This window comes from Streptomyces sp. NPDC059852 (genome assembly GCF_042731455.1).
Classification (GTDB): domain Bacteria; phylum Actinomycetota; class Actinomycetes; order Streptomycetales; family Streptomycetaceae; genus Streptomyces.
In genome coordinates this window covers 142,873-159,859 of record NZ_JBHWJK010000010.1, presented here as the reverse complement: position 1 = coordinate 159,859, position 16,987 = coordinate 142,873, and the positions used below count along the sequence as shown (strand labels likewise).

Sequence of the window (16,987 nt, the reverse complement as noted above, 5' to 3'; positions counted from 1 at the left end):
TGTTACCCGCAGGGTCACCCCAGGGTCGGAGACGCGCCCGGTGTCAGCCCGCTCTGAGTGCCATCGTCATCGCCTCCACCGCCAGCAGCGGCGCCACATTGCCGTCCAGGGCGGTCCGGCAGGCGGCGATCGCCTCGATCCGGCGGAGCGTGGACTCAGGGGAGCTCTCCCGGGCCAGGCGCTCCAGGGCGTCCTCCACGTCGGTGTTGGCGAGGGCCACCCGGGAGCCGAGCTGGAGGGCGAGGACGTCCCGGTAGAACGCCGTGAGGTCGGTCAGCGCGAGGTCCAGGCTGTCACGCTGCGTCCTGGTGCGGCGGCGCTTCTGCTTGTCCTCCAGGTCCTTCATGACCCCGGCGGTGCCGCGCGGCATCCGGCCGCCCTGGGCCGCGCCCAGCGCCGCCTTCAGCTCGTCGGTCTCCTTGGCGTCGGTCTCCTCCGCGAGCTGCTTGGCGTCCTCGGCGGCGGCGTCCACCAGTTCCTGGGCGGCCTTGAGGCAGGCGCCGATCTCGCCCAGCCGCAGGGGCAGCTTGAGGACGGCGGCCCGGCGCTGCCGCGCGGCCGGGTCCGTGGCCAGCCGGCGCGCCCGGTCGACGTGCCCCTGCGTGGCGCGGGCCGCGGCGGCGGCGACCTCCGGCTCGACGCCCTCGCGCCGGACGAGCAGGTCGGCGACGGCGTCGACCGAGGGGGTGCTCAGGTTCAGATGGCGGCAGCGGGAGCGGATCGTGGGCAGGACGTCCTCGATGGAGGGCGCGCACAGCAGCCACACGGTCCGGGGGGCCGGCTCCTCGACGGCTTTGAGCACGGCGTTGGCCGACTTCTCGTTCAGCCGCTCGGCGTCCTCGACGAGGATGACCTGCCAGCGGGCGTTCGCCGGTGAGGTGAAGGACTTGCGGACGGTGTCCCGCATGTCGTCGGCGAGGATCTGGGTGCCCACGGCGGCGACGGTGGTCACGTCGGCGTGCGTGCCCAGCAGTGCCGTGTGGCAGCCGTCGCAGAAACCGCAGCCGGGCGAGCCGCCCAGGGCGCGGTCGGGGCTGACGCACTGGAGGGCGGCGGCGAACGCCCGCGCCGCCTGGTTCCGGCCCGCGCCGGGCGGGCCGGTGAACAGCCAGGCGTGCGTCATCTTGGACGCCTCGGGCGGCGGGGCGTCCGTGGCCGCGGCCGTGACGAGGGCGTCCGCGTCCCTGGCGGCGGCGTCCAGCTGCTCGCTGATCCGCTCCTGCCCCACCAGGTCGTCCCACACGGTCATGGGCGCCGCCCGCCTTTCGTCACACGTCGGGTCACCGCGTCCATTGTGCGGGGCGGCACTGACAACCCGGCCGGCCAGGACCGGTGGGGTCAGCGCCGTCGGCCCCGGCCCCTGCCCCGGCCGCCGCCGTCCTCGTCGTCATAGGCGTCCTCGTGCGGGCCCAGCAGCTCGTCCGCCAGGGACGGCAAGTCGTCCAGCGGGGTCTCCTCGGCCCAGTCGGAGCGGGACCGGCGGCGCGGTGCGCCCGTCTCGTCGACCTGGGGCATCTCGCGCGTGCGCTCCTCCTCGCGGAAGTACCCCGGCGGGACACGGTCGCCGGGTCCGTCCGCCGGCACCGGCGGCAGCACCGCGGTCTCGTCCGCGGCACCCGGCGGCACGGGCGGCAGCACCGCGGTCTCGTCCGCGGCACCCGGCGGCACGGGCGGCAGCACTGCCGTCTCGTCCGCGGCACCCGGCGGGACCGGAGGCAGTACGGCCGTCTCGTCGGCGGCACCGGACGGCGGCGACACCCGGGGCAGCTTCGAGGTGGACTCCACGGCGGACTCCTCGTCCTGCCCGGGCTTCTCGCCCTGCACCGGGCGCAGGACCGTCGTCTCGTCGGCCGCCCTGCCCGCCGCCGCCTGCTCCGGGGTCACCACGGGCGTCGGGACGGTCATCGCGTCGTCCGGGGCGGGCGGGCTCGCGGGAGCCGTCGGCCGGGGGCCGGCCTGTGCGGCGGCCGCGGCCTGCTCGGCGAGCCGCCGGGCCTCCTCGGCCCGCAGCAGGGCCTCCTCCGCCGCGCGCTGCTTCTCCAGGCGCCGCGCCTCGGCCTCGGCGCGGATGCGCGCCTCCTCCTCGGCCTGCTTGCGGCGCCGCTCCTCCTCGGCCTTGCGGCGCGCCTCCTCCTCGGCGCGCGCCTTCTCCTCCGCGAGGAGCCGCTTGCGCTCCTCCTCGGCACGGCGCTGCGCCTCCTCGGCCCGCAGCCGGGCCTCCTCGGCCTGCCGCTCGGCCTCGCGGCGCTGCGCCTCCTCCAGCTCGCGCCGCTTGCGCTCCTCCTCCTCGGCGCGCAGCCGGGCGAGCTGCTCCTGGCGCTCGCGCTCCAGGCGCTCCTCCTCGGCCTTGCGGGCGGCCTCTTCCTCGGCCTTGCGGCGGGCCTCCTCCTCGGCCTTGCGGCGCGCCTCCTCGCGGGCCTGGATCTCGGCCTCGGAGAGCGGGAGCATCTGGTCGAGCCGGTGCCGGATAACCGTGGTGACGGCCTCGGGCTCCTGGGCGCCGTCCACCACCAGATAGCGGCCGGGGTCGGCGGCTGCCAGCGTCAGGAAGCCGGAGCGCACGCGCGCGTGGAACTCGGCCGGCTCCGACTCCAGCCGGTCCGGCGCCTCGGTGAACCGCTCACGCGCGGTCTCCGGCGCCACGTCCAGCAGGACGGTCAGATGGGGGGCCAGGCCGTTGGTGGCCCAGCGGTTGATACGGGCGATCTCCGTCGGCGACAGGTCGCGGCCCGCGCCCTGGTAGGCGACCGAGGAGTCGACGTACCGGTCGGAGATCACGACGGCGCCGCGCTCCAGCGCGGGCCGGACGACGGTGTCCACGTGCTCGGCGCGGTCCGCCGCGTACAGCAGCGCCTCCGCGCGGTGCGAAAGGCCGGCGCTCGACACGTCCAGCAGGATCGAGCGCAGCCGCTTGCCGACGGGCGTGGCCCCGGGCTCGCGGGTGACGACGACCTCGTGGCCCTTGCCCCGGATCCACTCGGCCAGCGCCTCGGCCTGGGTGGACTTCCCGGCGCCGTCGCCGCCCTCCAGGGCGATGAAGAAGCCGGCGTCGGCCGGGACCTGCTCGGGGTCGTCGCCGCCGAGGACGGCGTCCCGCAGGTCCTTGCGCAGCGGCACCCCGGACCGGTCGTCGACCTTGGCCAGGACCAGCACGGCGACGGGCAGCAGCAGCGCGCCGACCAGCATCAGCGTGAAGGCGGCGCCCCCGTGCGCGAAGACGAACTTGCCGCTCTCCAACCGGTGCGGCCCGATGAGCGCGGCCACCAGCGGGGCGAGCACGGCGCCGAGCGCGACGCACAGCCGTACGACCGCGTGCAGGTGCTCCGTGGTGCGGGGGCGGCGGAATTCCTCGGCCTCCTGGTCGAGCAGCGCGTGCCCGGTGTTGGCGGAGACGCCCGCGCCGTATCCGGCCAGGGCGAGGATCAGCAGCACGGTGGTGACGTCCGGGACCAGGCCCGCGGCGAGCAGGGCGACGCCGGTGACGGCGACGGCGAGCGCCAGCAGGCGGCGCCGGGACAGGGCCGGCAGCACGGAGGGCGCCGTACGGATGCCGGCGACCACGCCGCCGGTCAGGGCGAGCACCATCAGGCCGTACAGGACGGGACCGCCGCCCAGGTCCTTGGCGTGCAGGACGGCCACGGCGACGGCGGCGGCCACCGCGGCGGCGACGGCCGCGCACGCCGTCACGAGCAGGGCCATCGCGCCGGTACGGCCCTTGTCGGCGCCGGTGCCGGTCTTGGGACGGCGCAGCCCTTCGAGCGGCGACCGCGCGCGCGGGGTGCGCGTGTCGGGCAGCTCCAGGAAGGTGACGACGGACAGCGAGGCGGCGAACAGCCCGGCGGCGACGTACGAGCCGAGGGCCGCCTGGTGCTGGGCGAACCAGTCGAGCCCGGCGCCGAGCAGGTTGTTCAGCAGGGACGCGGCGATCAGGGTGGCGGCGGCCAGCGGGACGGCCACGAAGGCGGTGCGCAGCGACAGTCGGCGCAGCGCGTCGAGGTGGTCCGGCAGCGGCCGTACGGTGGCGCCCTCCGGGGGCGGGGGCGGCAGCAGGGCGGGGGCCGCGCTCTCGCGGGCCACCGTCCAGAACCGCTCGGCGACGCCCGTCACGAAGACGGTGACCAGCAGGAGTGCCGGCGCGTTGTCCGGGGTCCAGTCGATCCAGAGCGGGGCCACGATCAGCAGGGCGGCACGCAGCCCGTCGGCGCCGACCATGGTCCAGCGCCGGTCGAGCGGGCCGTCCTGGCCGGTCAGCGAGGTCAGCGGGCCGAGGAGCACGGCACCGAAGAGGAGCGTCGCCAGGAGACGCACACCGAAGACCGTCGCCACTGCGAACGCCGCGCCGCGGTAGCCGCTGCCGAACGACCCTTCGGCGATCGCCGCCTGAAGGGCCAACAGGACCAGCACGAGCAGCGCGAGGAAGTCGCCGACACCGCCGACGAGCTGCGCGCTCCACAGCCGCCTCAACTGCGGTCGGCGCAGCAGGGCGCGGATGGCACGCTCTCGGGAGTCCGCGACCAGCGCGTCGTCGGGGGCTTCGGGGTGGGCCGTTGGCTGCTCGGCTCGCGTCATGCGTTCAGCCTATCGGGACGCACCGACAGCCCGGCGCGCCCGCCCGAACGTACGCCCGCCCCGACACCAAACTGATGCCGAGGCGTTCGTTTCGCGAACCCGAAACGCGGTACGGGCCCTCAACGCCGGGCCGGGAGCGCCGGATTCGGACCGATATCGACCCGCGCCCTCTTCCCGTCCAGGCCGTCGCCCGGACTCAGTCCTCGTCGGACGAGTCCGGCGTGTCGGAGGCGCCCGCCCCGTTCGCGGCGGTGGCCTTCGCGGCGGTCTTCTTCGCCGCTGTCTTCTTGGCCGTCGTCGTCTTCTTCGCCGCGGTCTTCTTGGCGGCCGCCTTCTTGGCCGGGGCGGCCTTCTTGGCGGTCGTCTTCTTGGCGGCGCTCTTCTTCGCCGTCTTCTTCGCGGGACCCTTGGCCCGCTTCTCGGCGAGCAGCTCGAAGCCGCGCTCCGGGGTGATCGTCTCGACGCTGTCGCCGGAGCGCAGGGTCGCGTTCGTCTCGCCGTCCGTCACATACGGGCCGAAGCGGCCGTCCTTGACGACGACGGGCTTCTCGCTCACCGGGTCGGTGCCGAGCTCCTTCAGCGGCGGCTTGGCGGCCGCGCGACCGCGCTGCTTGGGCTGGGCGTAGATCGCCAGCGCCTCGTCCAGCGTGATCGTGAAGAGCTGCTCCTCGGACTGCAGCGACCGCGAGTCCGTGCCCTTCTTCAGATACGGGCCGTAGCGGCCGTTCTGCGCGGTGATCTCCTGGCCCTCGGCGTCCTTGCCGACGACGCGCGGCAGCGACATCAGCTTCAGCGCGTCGTCGAGCGTGACCGTGTCGAGCGACATCGACTTGAAGAGGGAGGCGGTGCGCGGCTTGACCGCGTTCTTGCCGGTCTTCGGGGTGCCCTCGGGGAGCACCTCGGTGACGTACGGGCCGTAGCGGCCGTCCTTGGCGACGATGGTGTGGCCGGTGGCCGGGTCGGTGCCCAGCTCGAAGTCGCCGCTGGGCTTGGCCAGCAGTTCCTCGGCCAGCTCGACGGTCAGCTCGTCGGGCGCCAGGTCGTCGGGGATGTCGGCGCGCTGGTGCTCGTCGGTGTCCTTCTCGCCGCGCTCGATGTACGGGCCGTAGCGGCCGACGCGCAGCACGATGCCGTTGCCGACGGGGAACGAGGAGACCTCGCGGGCGTCGATCGCGCCCAGGTCGGTCACCAGTTCCTTGAGGCCGCCGAGGTGGTCCCCGTCGCCGTTGCCGGCCTCGGCCGCGCCGCCGATGCCCGGGCCGTCGCCCTCACCGAAGTAGAAGCGCTTCAGCCACGGCACGGACCGTGCCTCGCCGCGGGCGATGCGGTCGAGGTCGTCCTCCATCTTGGCGGTGAAGTCGTAGTCGACGAGGCGCCCGAAGTGCTTCTCCAGCAGGTTGACCACGGCGAAGGACAGGAAGGACGGGACGAGTGCCGTGCCCTTCTTGAAGACGTAGCCGCGGTCGAGGATCGTGCCGATGATCGACGCGTACGTCGACGGCCGGCCGATCTCGCGCTCCTCGAGCTCCTTGACCAGGGACGCCTCGGTGTAGCGGGCCGGGGGCTTGGTGGCGTGCCCGTCGACCGTGATCTGCTCGGCGGTCAGCCGGTCGCCCTCGCCGACCTGCGGCAGGCGGCGCTCGCGGTCGTCGAGCTCGGCGTTCGGGTCGTCGGCGCCTTCGACGTACGCCTTGAGGAAGCCGTGGAAGGTGATCGTCTTGCCGGACGCGCTGAACTCGACGTCCCGGCCGTCGGCCGCGGTGCCGCCGATCTTGACGGTCACGCTGTTGCCGGTCGCGTCCTTCATCTGGGAGGCGACGGTCCGCTTCCAGATCAGCTCGTACAGCTTGAACTGGTCGCCGGTCAGACCGGTCTCGGCGGGCGTGCGGAAGCGGTCGCCGGAGGGGCGGATCGCCTCGTGCGCCTCCTGCGCGTTCTTGACCTTGCCCGCGTAGGTGCGGGGCTGCGGGGGCAGGTAGTCGGCGCCGTACAGCTGCGTGACCTGGGCGCGGGCGGCTGCGATCGCGGTGTCGCTCAGCGTCGTCGAGTCTGTACGCATATACGTGATGTAGCCGTTCTCGTACAGCTTCTGCGCGACCTGCATGGTGGCCTTCGCGCCGAAGCCGAGCTTGCGGCTCGCCTCCTGCTGCAGCGTCGTCGTACGGAACGGGGCGTACGGCGAGCGCCGGTACGGCTTGGACTCGACGGAGCGGACGGCGAACTGCGTCTGCTCGAGGGCGGCGGCCAGCGCGCGGGCGTTGGCCTCGTCGAGGTGGAGGGTGTTCGCGCTCTTGAGTTGTCCCAGGGAGTCGAAGTCGCGGCCCTGCGCGACCCGCCTGCCGTCGACGGTCTGGAGGCGGGCGACCAGCGTCGACGGGTCCGAGGGGTCCCCCGCGCGGCCGGTCGCGAAGGTACCCGTCAGGTCCCAGTACTCGGCAGAACGAAAGGCGATGCGCTCGCGTTCCCGCTCCACGACGAGACGCGTGGCGACGGACTGGACACGGCCGGCCGACAGGCGCGGCATGACCTTCTTCCACAGGACCGGCGAGACCTCGTAGCCGTAGAGGCGGTCGAGGATGCGGCGGGTCTCCTGGGCGTCGACCAGCTTCTGGTTCAGCTCGCGGGGATTGGCGACGGCGGCCTGGATCGCGGCCTTGGTGATCTCGTGGAAGACCATCCGCTTGACCGGGACCTTGGGCTTCAGCACCTCCTGGAGGTGCCAGGCGATGGCCTCGCCCTCGCGGTCCTCATCGGTGGCGAGGAAGAGCTCGTCGGATTCCTTCAGCAGGTCCTTGAGCTTCTTGACCTGAGCCTTCTTATCGGCGTTGACCACATAGATCGGCTCAAAGTCGTGTTCGACGTCCACGCCGAGACGGCGGACCTCACCCGTGTACTTCTCCGGCACCTCGGCGGCGCCGTTGGGAAGGTCGCGGATGTGCCCGACGCTCGCCTCGACTACGTAGCCGGGGCCGAGATAGCTCTTGATCGTCTTCGCCTTGGCAGGCGACTCGACGATGACGAGTCGGCGGCCGCCCTGTGCGGTCTCGCTGGTCGGGGACAACTTCGCTCTTCTCTCCGGTCGACGCTGGGCCTCCCCAGGATCGGTAGCGCCCGGGGTCGGGTGGTGGTGACGCTGCGGAGTGTGACGGTACATCCCGCCCCGTTGTCAAACGGGAAAAGCCCGCAACGGCCACTCGAACGGTAACCCGACTTCCGCCATTCCTGCCGCCCGGAGTGGCCACCGGCCTTTTCGAGCCTTTCCGGAAGATCGGCCCTCAAATATCGGCCGCGCAGCTCACGAGCCGTTCTCAGAGACGGCCGAAGCCCCAGAAGCCGATGATCAGCGCGAGCACCGAGACAAGGCCCGCGAGCGCCGCCGATGCGACGGGGTTCACACCGAGGGCGACGGGCCGGCGCTGCCGCACCCGGACCCCGGTCCAGATCAGGAGGCCCCCGCCGAACAGGGCGAACACGACACCTGTGAAGATCGCCGGTCCGGTTTCCATGATCCCGCTCGCCCCTCTTTCCCGCCGCCCGTCCCCACAGGCGCGTGCCTCGGCCCGGCGAGGCTGTCAGGCGCGGGGGACGGGCAGGCGAACCCGGGGTGAACGGGAGTTCGCGCGGGGCGCCCGCGCACTGGCCGGTTCCTGGAGGTTGGCCTGTTTCGCCCGCCTCCCGGCCGCGCTCGGCGCCCCGTCAGCGAGCCGGTTCGAGGAACCCCTGCTCGACCAGCAGCCGGATCTGCGCGGGCGTACGGTCGCGCAGCACCACCGGGTCCTCGCTCATCAGCTGGGCGATGGCGTCCAGGATCCGGCCCGCGGTGAGCGAGCCGTCGCACACGCCGGCGAAGCCCGCGCCGACCGTGTCGACCTGGGTGGCCCGGCGCATGCCCCGGTGCTGCCGCAGCACCACGTGCTCGGGGTCCTCGGCGCCCGGCAGCCCGATCTGCTCCTGCACGACCTCGGCCACCAGCCGGAAGCGGTCCTCCAGCAGCGCGGCGTCATCCCGCCCGCGCAGGTAGTCGAGGCGCTCGAAGTGCGCGCGCACGGTGTCCCCGAGCGGCTGTTCGACGGGGTGCGGCCACTCCTCGACCGTGATCGACGGCTCGGCGGCCGACGTCCGCCGCAGGGTGATCCAGCCGAACCCGACGGCCTTCACCTTGCGCGCCTCGAACTCGTCCAGCCACGCGTCGTACCGGGCCTGGTACGTGGCCGTGTCCCCGCGGTGGTCACCGGCGTCCCGCAGCCACAGCTCGGCGTACTGCGTGACGTCCTGCACCTCGCGCTGCACGATCCACGCGTCGCAGCCGCGCGGCACCCACGCGCGGACCCTGTCTTGCCAGTCCTCGCCCTCCACGTGCTGCCAGTTGGCGAGGAACTGGGCGTACCCGCCCTCGTTCAGGCGGTCCCCCGCCCCCTGGACGACCGAGCGGCACAGGTCGTCGCCGCCCATCCCGCCGTCGCGGTACGTCAGCCGGGCGCCCGGCGAGATCACGAAGGGCGGGTTGGAGACGATCAGGTCGTACGTCTCCCCGTCCTCGAGCGGCTCGAACAGCGACCCCTCCCGCAGGTCCGCCGCCGGGGCTCCGGAGAGCGCCAGGGTGAGCGCGGTGATGTGCAGCGCGCGCGGGTTGAGGTCGGTCGCCGTCACGCGCGTGGCGTGCTGCGCGGCGTGCAGGGCCTGGATGCCGGAGCCGGTGCCGAGGTCGAGCGCGCAGGCGACCGGCGTGCGCACGGTGATGCCGGCGAGTGTCGTGGAGGCGCCGCCGACGCCGAGGACGACCTCCTCGGCCGTGTTCCCGATACCGCCGGCCCCGCCGACCGCGCACCCCAGGTCGGACACGATGAACCAGTCCTCGCCCCCCGGCCCGCCGTACGGCCGCACATCGACCGTGGCACGGACGTCGTCGCCGGCCCGGGCCAGCCAGCCGCTCTCCAGGCACGGTTCGAGGGGCAGGACGTCCGCCACGCGCGCGTACGGCACCGGCTGCTGGAGCAGGAACAGCCGTACGAGCGCCTCGAGCGGGGTGTCCCCGCGCGTGGCCCGGAGCGCGGGCACCGTCTCGCTGCGGGCGAGCGCCGCGTACGCGGGCGCGCCGAGCAGCTCGAGCAGCCCGTCGGCGGTGAAGGAGGCCCCGAGCAGGGCCTCCCGCAGACGGGCTGCGACATCCGGCTGCCCGGAGCCGGGCAGCGCGGGGAGGTCGGGCAGGACGGTCGGGTCAGGCTGGCTGGAGTCGCTCACGCCCTCATTGTGACCCGTGCCGCCTCATGCGGCGGTCAGCCGGCGGAGCCGGACTCGACGGCCTGCTTGCAGCCCTCCTGGGAGGTGAGGGCCGTCTTCACGTCACCCGACTCGAGCTTCTTCAGCGAGGCGATGGCGCTCTGACGCTGTGTCTCGACCTGCTTCATCTCGGCCGACACGTCCTTCAGGCCGGACGCGAACTTCCCCTGGTCCTTGGTGTCCAGCCCGTCGACCTGCTTCTTCAGGTCGCCGTAGGCGGTGGAGAGTTCCGTCAGCCTCTTGACGACATCCTGCTGGTTCTTCGCGCCGTCCTCGACGCCGGGGGGCGCACCGGCGTCACGGATGAGCGTGGCGCGCGCCTTGTAGCCGTCGGCGAGGTCCTGGAAGGCCTTGGAGTCGGCGGCCTGCAGTTCCTTGGGCGTGCTGGAGGTGTCCTTGGCGGCCTTGGTGATCGCGACGTAGGCGGCCGAGATCTTGGCGTTCTGGGCCGGCACCTGGTCGCAGACCTTCTTGGCCCAGGCGTCGAGTTCCTTGTTGCCCTCGTCGCTCGTGCAGCCCGTCAGCGCCAGTATCAGTACCGCACCGCCGGACAGCGAGGCAGCGAGCTTCTTGTTCACCGGTCTGGTCCCTTCGTGGCTCTCGGCCACGGGACCCTACACGGCGGGCAGATGATGACAGCATGCTATTTGCGGCTTTTATTACCTCTTCGCGCCGTTTACACCATGTGAGACAAGCGTCACGGCGTGGGGCGTGAACAAGCGCGGAGCGGGCGGCCGACACGTCGATGCGCGCCGGGCCGCCCGCCCATGGAGCCGTGCTGCCGTAAGACCGCCTACGAGACCACCGCGGGATCCGCCGGGTTGGACACCCTCTCGGCGTTGCCGTCGTCGCCCATGGCGATGCCACGGCGCTTGGAGACGTAGACCGAGCCGATGATCACCAGCAGCGAGGCGACGGCGATCAGCACGCGCACGGCGACGTTCTTGTCGTCGCCGTAGCTGAACTGGATGACCGCGGGCGCGATGAGCAGCGCGACCAGGTTCATCACCTTCAGCAGTGGGTTGATCGCCGGTCCGGCGGTGTCCTTGAAGGGGTCGCCGACCGTGTCACCGATCACCGTCGCGGCGTGGGCCTCGCTGCCCTTGCCGCCGTGGTGGCCGTCCTCGACGAGCTTCTTGGCGTTGTCCCAGGCACCACCGGAGTTGGCGAGGAAGACCGCCATCAGCGTGCCGGTGCCGATGGCACCCGCGAGGTAGGCGCCCAGGGCGCCGACGCCGAGGGTGAACCCGATGAAGATCGGCGCCATCACGGCGAGCAGACCGGGCGTGGCCAGCTCGCGCAGCGCGTCCCGGGTACAGATGTCCACGACCTTGCCGTACTCCGGCTTCTCCGTGTAGTCCATGATCCCGGGCCGCTCACGGAACTGCCGCCGCACCTCGTAGACCACGGAACCCGCCGACCGCGACACGGCGTTGATGGCGAGCCCGGAGAAGAGGAAGACGACCGCGGCGCCCGCGATGAGGCCGACCAGGTTGTTGGGCTGCGAGATGTCCATCATCAGGTTCATCGGCGCGCCCTCGCCGCTGAGCTTCTCGCCCACGTCCCGCGCACCGGTGGTGATGGCGTCACGGTAGGACCCGAAGAGCGCCGCGGCCGCCAGGACGGCGGTGGCGATGGCGATGCCCTTGGTGATGGCCTTGGTGGTGTTGCCGACCGCGTCCAGGTTGGTGAGCACCTGGGCGCCCGCGCCCTCGACGTCGCCGGACATCTCGGCGATGCCCTGCGCGTTGTCCGAGACCGGACCGAAGGTGTCCATGGCGACGATCACACCGACCGTGGTGAGCAGACCGGTGCCGGCCAGCGCCACCGCGAACAGCGCCAGCATGATCGACGTGCCGCCGAGCAGGAACGCCCCGTACACGCCGAGGCCGATCAGCAGGGCGGTGTAGACGGCGGACTCCAGGCCGACGGAGATACCGGCGAGGACGACGGTCGCGGGACCGGTCAGCGAGGTCTTGCCGATGTCCCGGACGGGGCGCCGGTTGGTCTCGGTGAAGTACCCGGTCAGCTGCTGGATGACGGCCGCGAGCAGGATGCCGATGCCGACGGCGACGAGCGCCAGGATCCGCGGGTCGCCGGCCTTGGCCGCGATGGCGCCGTCGGTGACGCCGTCGAGGTCCGCGTAGGACGACGGCAGGTAGGCGAACACGGCGATCGCGACCAGCACGATCGAGATGACCGCGGAGATGAAGAACCCGCGGTTGATCGCGGTCATGCCGCTGCGGTCGGAGCGGCGCGGGGCCACCGCGAAGATGCCGATCATCGCGGTGATCACGCCGATCGCGGGCACGATCAGCGGGAACGCGAGCCCCAGGTCGCCGAACGCGGCCGACCCCAGGATCAGGGCGGCGACCAGCGTCACCGCGTACGACTCGAAGAGGTCGGCCGCCATTCCGGCGCAGTCTCCGACGTTGTCGCCCACGTTGTCGGCGATGGTCGCGGCATTGCGCGGGTCGTCCTCCGGAATGCCCTGTTCGACCTTGCCGACCAGGTCGGCGCCGACGTCGGCGGCCTTGGTGAAGATGCCGCCGCCGACACGCATGAACATCGCGATCAGCGCGGCACCGAGACCAAATCCTTCGAGCACCTTCGGCGCGTCGGCCGCGTAGACGAGCACCACACAGGAGGCGCCCAGCAGACCGAGCCCCACCGTGAACATGCCGACGACGCCGCCCGTGCGGAAAGCGATCTTCATGGCTTTGTGCGATACGGCGGTGAGGTCCCTTTCCGGTTCACCTTCCGCGGGGGTCGCTTCCCGTGCCGCCGCGGCGACGCGCACATTGCTGCGCACGGCGAGCCACATGCCGATATAGCCGGTGGCCGCCGAGAACGCGGCGCCGATCAGGAAGAAGACCGATCGGCCGATGCGCTGATTCCAGTCGTCCGCGGGCAGCAGCATGAGCAGGAAGAACACGACGACGGCGAATACGCCGAGCGTGCGCAGCTGCCGGGCCAGATAGGCGTTGGCGCCTTCCTGGACCGCGGCGGCGATCTTCTTCATGCTGTCGGTGCCCTCGCCGGCGGCGAGCACCTGACGCACCAGGACGCCGGCGACGACGAGCGCCGCCAGGGCGACCACGCCGATCACCGAGATGATCACCCGGTTGTCATCCGTCAGTACGGCCGCTGCGAGAGTAGTGGGATGGTCAAGCTGATGAGGGGTAGAAAGCCCCGCCATTCGTCCTCCTTGACGCTTGGGCTGAGCTCAAGATGTGGACGGATTCTAGGTACCGGAACCTGATCAAAACAGATGGCGGTAAGCGGAATTGGCCTTCACATGCCGTTCAGCAAATGATCGACATCCGACCACAGAACCCGAAAGCGCTAATGCCCCAAAACCATTGACGCCCTGATTGACCCTTGATCCGATGATCGCGACCTTGATCAATGATCGGACAATCGATAGTGAATTCCTTCACGAATTCACCGCCGCCGTGCGATAAAACACGAAGGGGCCCTGCTCAGCAGGGCCCCTTCGGAAGTACGGGGATGGATCAGGGCAGCACCACGGTCTGCGGCGCGGTCGGCCACGTCATACGGATCAGGCCGCCGTGCTCGCCCGCCGAGACCTCGACGTCGTCGACGAGCCCGCTGATGACCGCGAGACCCATCTCGTCCTCCTCGGCGTCGGCCTCGTCGGCGCCGACGACCCGCTCACCGGGAACGGTGTGCGGAGCCTCGTCGCCGACCTCGATGGAGAACTGTTTCTCCTCTTCGATCAGCGCCACCTTCACCGGCGCCGTGATGCCGACGCTCTGGTGCAGTCCGACGGCACGGCTGCACGCCTCACCCACGGCGAGCCTGACCTCGTCCAGGACGGCCTCGTCCACTCCGGCCCTGCGCGCCACCGCTGCCGCCACCAGACGGGCGGTCCTGACGTGCTCGGGCAGCGCGCTGAAGCGGAGTTCAACGGTGGCCATGCATCCCCCTCGGAACTTCGGGCGTGCTGTCAGGGGGACCGGGCCGCCGAAAGCCCGGTCCCCCGTCTCCTACCACTTCCCACCCCGGGCACGCGTCACCGCGCCCCCGGGTGTGCGGTGACTCAGTCGGTCGCCGCCACCGCTTCCTCGACCGAGGTGTGGATCGGGAACACCTTGGTCAGGCCGGTGATACGGAAAATCTTCAGAATGCGCTCCTGGTTGCAGACCAGGCGCAGGGAGCCCTCATGGGCACGCACGCGCTTCAGGCCGCCGACCAGCACGCCGAGCCCGGTGGAGTCGAGGAAGTCCACGCCCTCCATGTCGACGACGAGGTGGAAACTCCCGTCGTTCACCAGCTCGACCAGCTGCTCGCGCAGCTTGGGCGCGGTATATACGTCGATTTCGCCACCGACCTCGACGACCGTACGATCGCCGACGGTACGGGTCGACAGGGACAGGTCCACGGATCCTCCAGCACCTTGCTATCGAGCGGTCGCCCCTCGGGACACCTCGGCTTGCAACCCCAAGGTCGGTTCGCCAGCCGCGATGGCATTCAATCACTTACCGGCAGGCGTGCACGACGCCTTGGTCCCATTGTCCGTCACTCCAGTGACACACTCGGTGCCGATGGCCGAGAATCACCGATCCGATCGATCCCCGACGGGCACCGCCTCCCGGATGGACCCGGGCGCGGTGCTGGGCCGACTCGCCTCGGGGCCGAGTCGGGCTTCGCGCATCACTCATACGGAGCATGTGCCCCCGCGAGCGGGCCGCCATGCCGTCTGGCCCGACCGGATCCGCGCCGAGGTCATCGCCGCCGTGCAGAGCGCCGGGATCGAGCATCCCTGGGCCCACCAGGCACGCGCCGCCGAGCACGCCCTCGACGGCGAGTCCGTGGTCGTCGCCACGGGCACCGCCTCCGGCAAGTCCCTCGCGTACCTCGTGCCGGTCCTCTCCACGCTCCTGGACGGCTCCGAGGCCCCGAACGGACGCGGCGCCACCACGCTGTACCTGTCGCCGACGAAGGCCCTCGCGGCGGATCAGTGCCGCTCCGTGAAGGAACTTTCACATCCACTGGGCAATGCGGTCCGGCCGGCCGTGTACGACGGCGATACTCCGTTCGAGGAACGCGAGTGGATCCGTCAGTACGCGAACTACGTCCTCACCAACCCCGACATGCTCCACCGGGGCATACTCCCGTCCCACCCGCGCTGGTCCTCCTTCCTGAAGGCGCTGAAGTACGTCGTCATCGACGAGTGCCACACCTACCGCGGTGTCTTCGGCTCCCACGTCGCCCAGGTGCTGCGGCGTCTGCGCCGCCTGTGCGCCCGCTACGGCTCCTCCCCCGTCTTCCTGCTGGCCTCCGCCACCGCCGCCGATCCCGCCGTCGCGGCGCGGCGCCTGACCGGGCTGCCCGTGGTGGAGATCGCCGACGACGCCTCCCCGCGCGGTGAGCTCGTCTTCGCCCTCTGGGAGCCGCCGCTCACCGAGCTCCAGGGTGAGAAAGGCGCACCCGTCCGGCGTACCGCCACCGCCGAGACGGCGGACCTCCTGACCGACCTCGCGGTGCAGGGCATCCGCTCGGTCGCCTTCGTCCGCTCCCGGCGTGGCGCCGAGCTCATCTCGGTCATCGCGCAGGAACGGCTGGCCGAAGTAGATCGTTCGCTCGCCGGGCGTGTCGCGGCCTACCGGGGCGGCTACCTCCCCGAGGAGCGCCGCGCCCTGGAACAGGCCCTGCACTCCGGCGAACTCCTCGGCCTGTCCGCCACCACCGCCCTGGAACTCGGCATCGACGTCTCCGGTCTGGACGCCGTCCTGATCTCCGGCTATCCGGGCACCCGCGCCTCCCTGTGGCAGCAGGCGGGGCGGGCCGGCCGCTCCGGGCAGGGCGCGCTGGCCGTCCTCGTCGCCCGTGACGACCCGCTGGACACCTACCTCGTCCACCACCCGGAGGCCCTCTTCGACCGCCCGGTGGAGTCGACGGTCCTCGACCCCGACAACCCGTACGTCCTCGCCCCCCACCTGTGCGCTGCGGCCGCCGAGATCCCGCTCACCGAGGAGGACCTGACCCTCTTCGGCCCGGAGGCCGAGGGGCTGCTGCCCCAGCTGGAGGCCGCGAAGCTGCTGCGCCGCCGCACCCGGGCGTGGCACTGGACCCGCCGGGAACGGGCCGCCGACCTCACCGACATCCGCGGCGAGGGCGGACGCCCGGTCCAGGTCGTCGAGGCCGGCACGGGCCGCCTGCTCGGCACCGTCGACGCGGGCGCCGCACACACGAGCGTGCACGAGGGCGCGGTCCATCTGCACCAGGGCCGGACCTACCTCGTCCGCTCCCTCGACCTCGAGGACTCGGTCGCCCTGGTCGAGCAGGCGTCCCCGTCGTACTCCACGGTCGCCCGGGACACGACGGCCATCTCCGTCCTCGAGACCGAGACCGAGATCCCGTGGGGCGACGGCCGCCTCTGCTACGGCTCCGTCGAGGTCACCAACCAGGTGGTCTCCTTCCTCCGGCGCCGGCTGATCACCGGCGAAGTGCTGGGCGAGACGAAACTCGACCTCCCTCCTCGGACGCTGCGCACCCGCGCGGTCTGGTGGACGGTCACCGAGGACCAGCTCGACGAGGCCCGGATCGACCCGGAGATCCTCGGCGGCGCCCTCCACGCCGCCGAACACGCCTCGATCGGCCTGCTGCCCCTCTTCGCGACCTGCGACCGCTGGGACATCGGCGGGGTGTCGATCCCGCTGCACCCCGACACGCTGCTCCCGACGGTCTTCGTCTACGACGGCCACCCCGGCGGCGCCGGCTTCGCGGAGCGCGCCTTCCACACGGCCCGCGCCTGGCTGACGGCCACCCGCGAGGCCATCGCCTCCTGCGAGTGTGAGGCCGGCTGCCCGTCCTGCATCCAGTCCCCCAAGTGCGGCAACGGCAACGACCCTCTGCACAAGCGGGGAGCCGTACGGCTGCTGACGGTGCTGCTGCGGGGGGCTCCGGACGAGGAGGCTCCGCTCACTCCGGACGGTGGGGCCCTCCCGGCTCCGGACGAGGGGGCATCGCCGGCTCCGGACGAAGGGGCTTCTTCGACTCCGGACGAGGAGGCATCGCCGGCTCCGGACGAAGGGGCCTTCCCGGCTCCGGACGAGGAGGAGGCGCGGGCGTAGGCGGTGGGCGGTAGGCGGTGGGTTCAGCGCCCACGGCC

Annotated in this window: 10 protein-coding genes; 1 reads left to right on the top strand and 9 read right to left on the bottom strand. The window is 71.9% G+C overall.

Annotation, left to right across the window (positions count from 1 at the left end; translation table 11 throughout):
* Positions 1–43 precede the first annotated feature (43 nt).
* The 9 genes from ACFV46_RS15810 to bldG all read right to left on the bottom strand — a co-directional run bounded on the left by ACFV46_RS15810 (position 44) and on the right by bldG (position 14,254).
* Positions 44–1,249, bottom strand: a complete 1,206-nt coding sequence (locus ACFV46_RS15810; RefSeq protein WP_385498571.1) for a DNA polymerase III subunit delta' — start codon at positions 1,247–1,249, stop codon at positions 44–46.
* An 89-nt stretch (positions 1,250–1,338) separates the two neighbouring features.
* Complete coding sequence (gene tmk / locus ACFV46_RS15805) at positions 1,339–4,569, bottom strand: dTMP kinase (protein ID WP_385498570.1); 3,231 nt, start codon at positions 4,567–4,569, stop codon at positions 1,339–1,341.
* Positions 4,570–4,765: 196 nt separating this feature from the next.
* Entirely contained in the window at positions 4,766–7,630 is a 2,865-nt protein-coding gene (gene topA / locus ACFV46_RS15800; RefSeq protein ID WP_385498569.1) for a type I DNA topoisomerase, read from the bottom strand.
* Between the two features lie 247 nt (positions 7,631–7,877).
* Positions 7,878–8,075 carry a hypothetical protein gene (locus ACFV46_RS15795; protein WP_385498567.1) on the bottom strand — a complete coding sequence of 66 codons (198 nt, stop codon included), beginning with the start codon at positions 8,073–8,075 and terminating at the stop codon, positions 7,878–7,880.
* Between the two features lie 190 nt (positions 8,076–8,265).
* Entirely contained in the window at positions 8,266–9,810 is a 1,545-nt protein-coding gene (locus ACFV46_RS15790) for a methyltransferase (RefSeq protein ID WP_385498566.1), read from the bottom strand.
* A gap of 35 nt (positions 9,811–9,845) precedes the next feature.
* Positions 9,846–10,427 carry a small secreted protein gene (locus ACFV46_RS15785; RefSeq protein ID WP_361931518.1) on the bottom strand — a complete coding sequence of 194 codons (582 nt, stop codon included), beginning with the start codon at positions 10,425–10,427 and terminating at the stop codon, positions 9,846–9,848.
* Between the two features lie 215 nt (positions 10,428–10,642).
* Positions 10,643–13,048: a sodium-translocating pyrophosphatase gene (locus tag ACFV46_RS15780; RefSeq protein WP_361931519.1), complete on the bottom strand. Its 2,406-nt coding sequence runs from the start codon at positions 13,046–13,048 to the stop codon at positions 10,643–10,645.
* A gap of 316 nt (positions 13,049–13,364) precedes the next feature.
* Entirely contained in the window at positions 13,365–13,790 is a 426-nt protein-coding gene (locus ACFV46_RS15775) for an ATP-binding protein (protein WP_151785173.1), read from the bottom strand.
* Between the two features lie 122 nt (positions 13,791–13,912).
* The gene (gene bldG / locus ACFV46_RS15770; protein ID WP_003975386.1) at positions 13,913–14,254 is read right to left on the bottom strand and encodes an anti-sigma factor antagonist BldG; all 342 of its coding nucleotides are present in this window, start codon (positions 14,252–14,254) and stop codon (positions 13,913–13,915) included.
* 82 nt (positions 14,255–14,336) lie between these two features.
* On the opposite strand from bldG, the gene ACFV46_RS15765 reads away from it, so the two are divergent.
* Positions 14,337–16,949 carry a DEAD/DEAH box helicase gene (locus tag ACFV46_RS15765; RefSeq protein WP_361931522.1) on the top strand — a complete coding sequence of 871 codons (2,613 nt, stop codon included), beginning with the start codon at positions 14,337–14,339 and terminating at the stop codon, positions 16,947–16,949.
* Positions 16,950–16,987 lie beyond the last annotated feature (38 nt).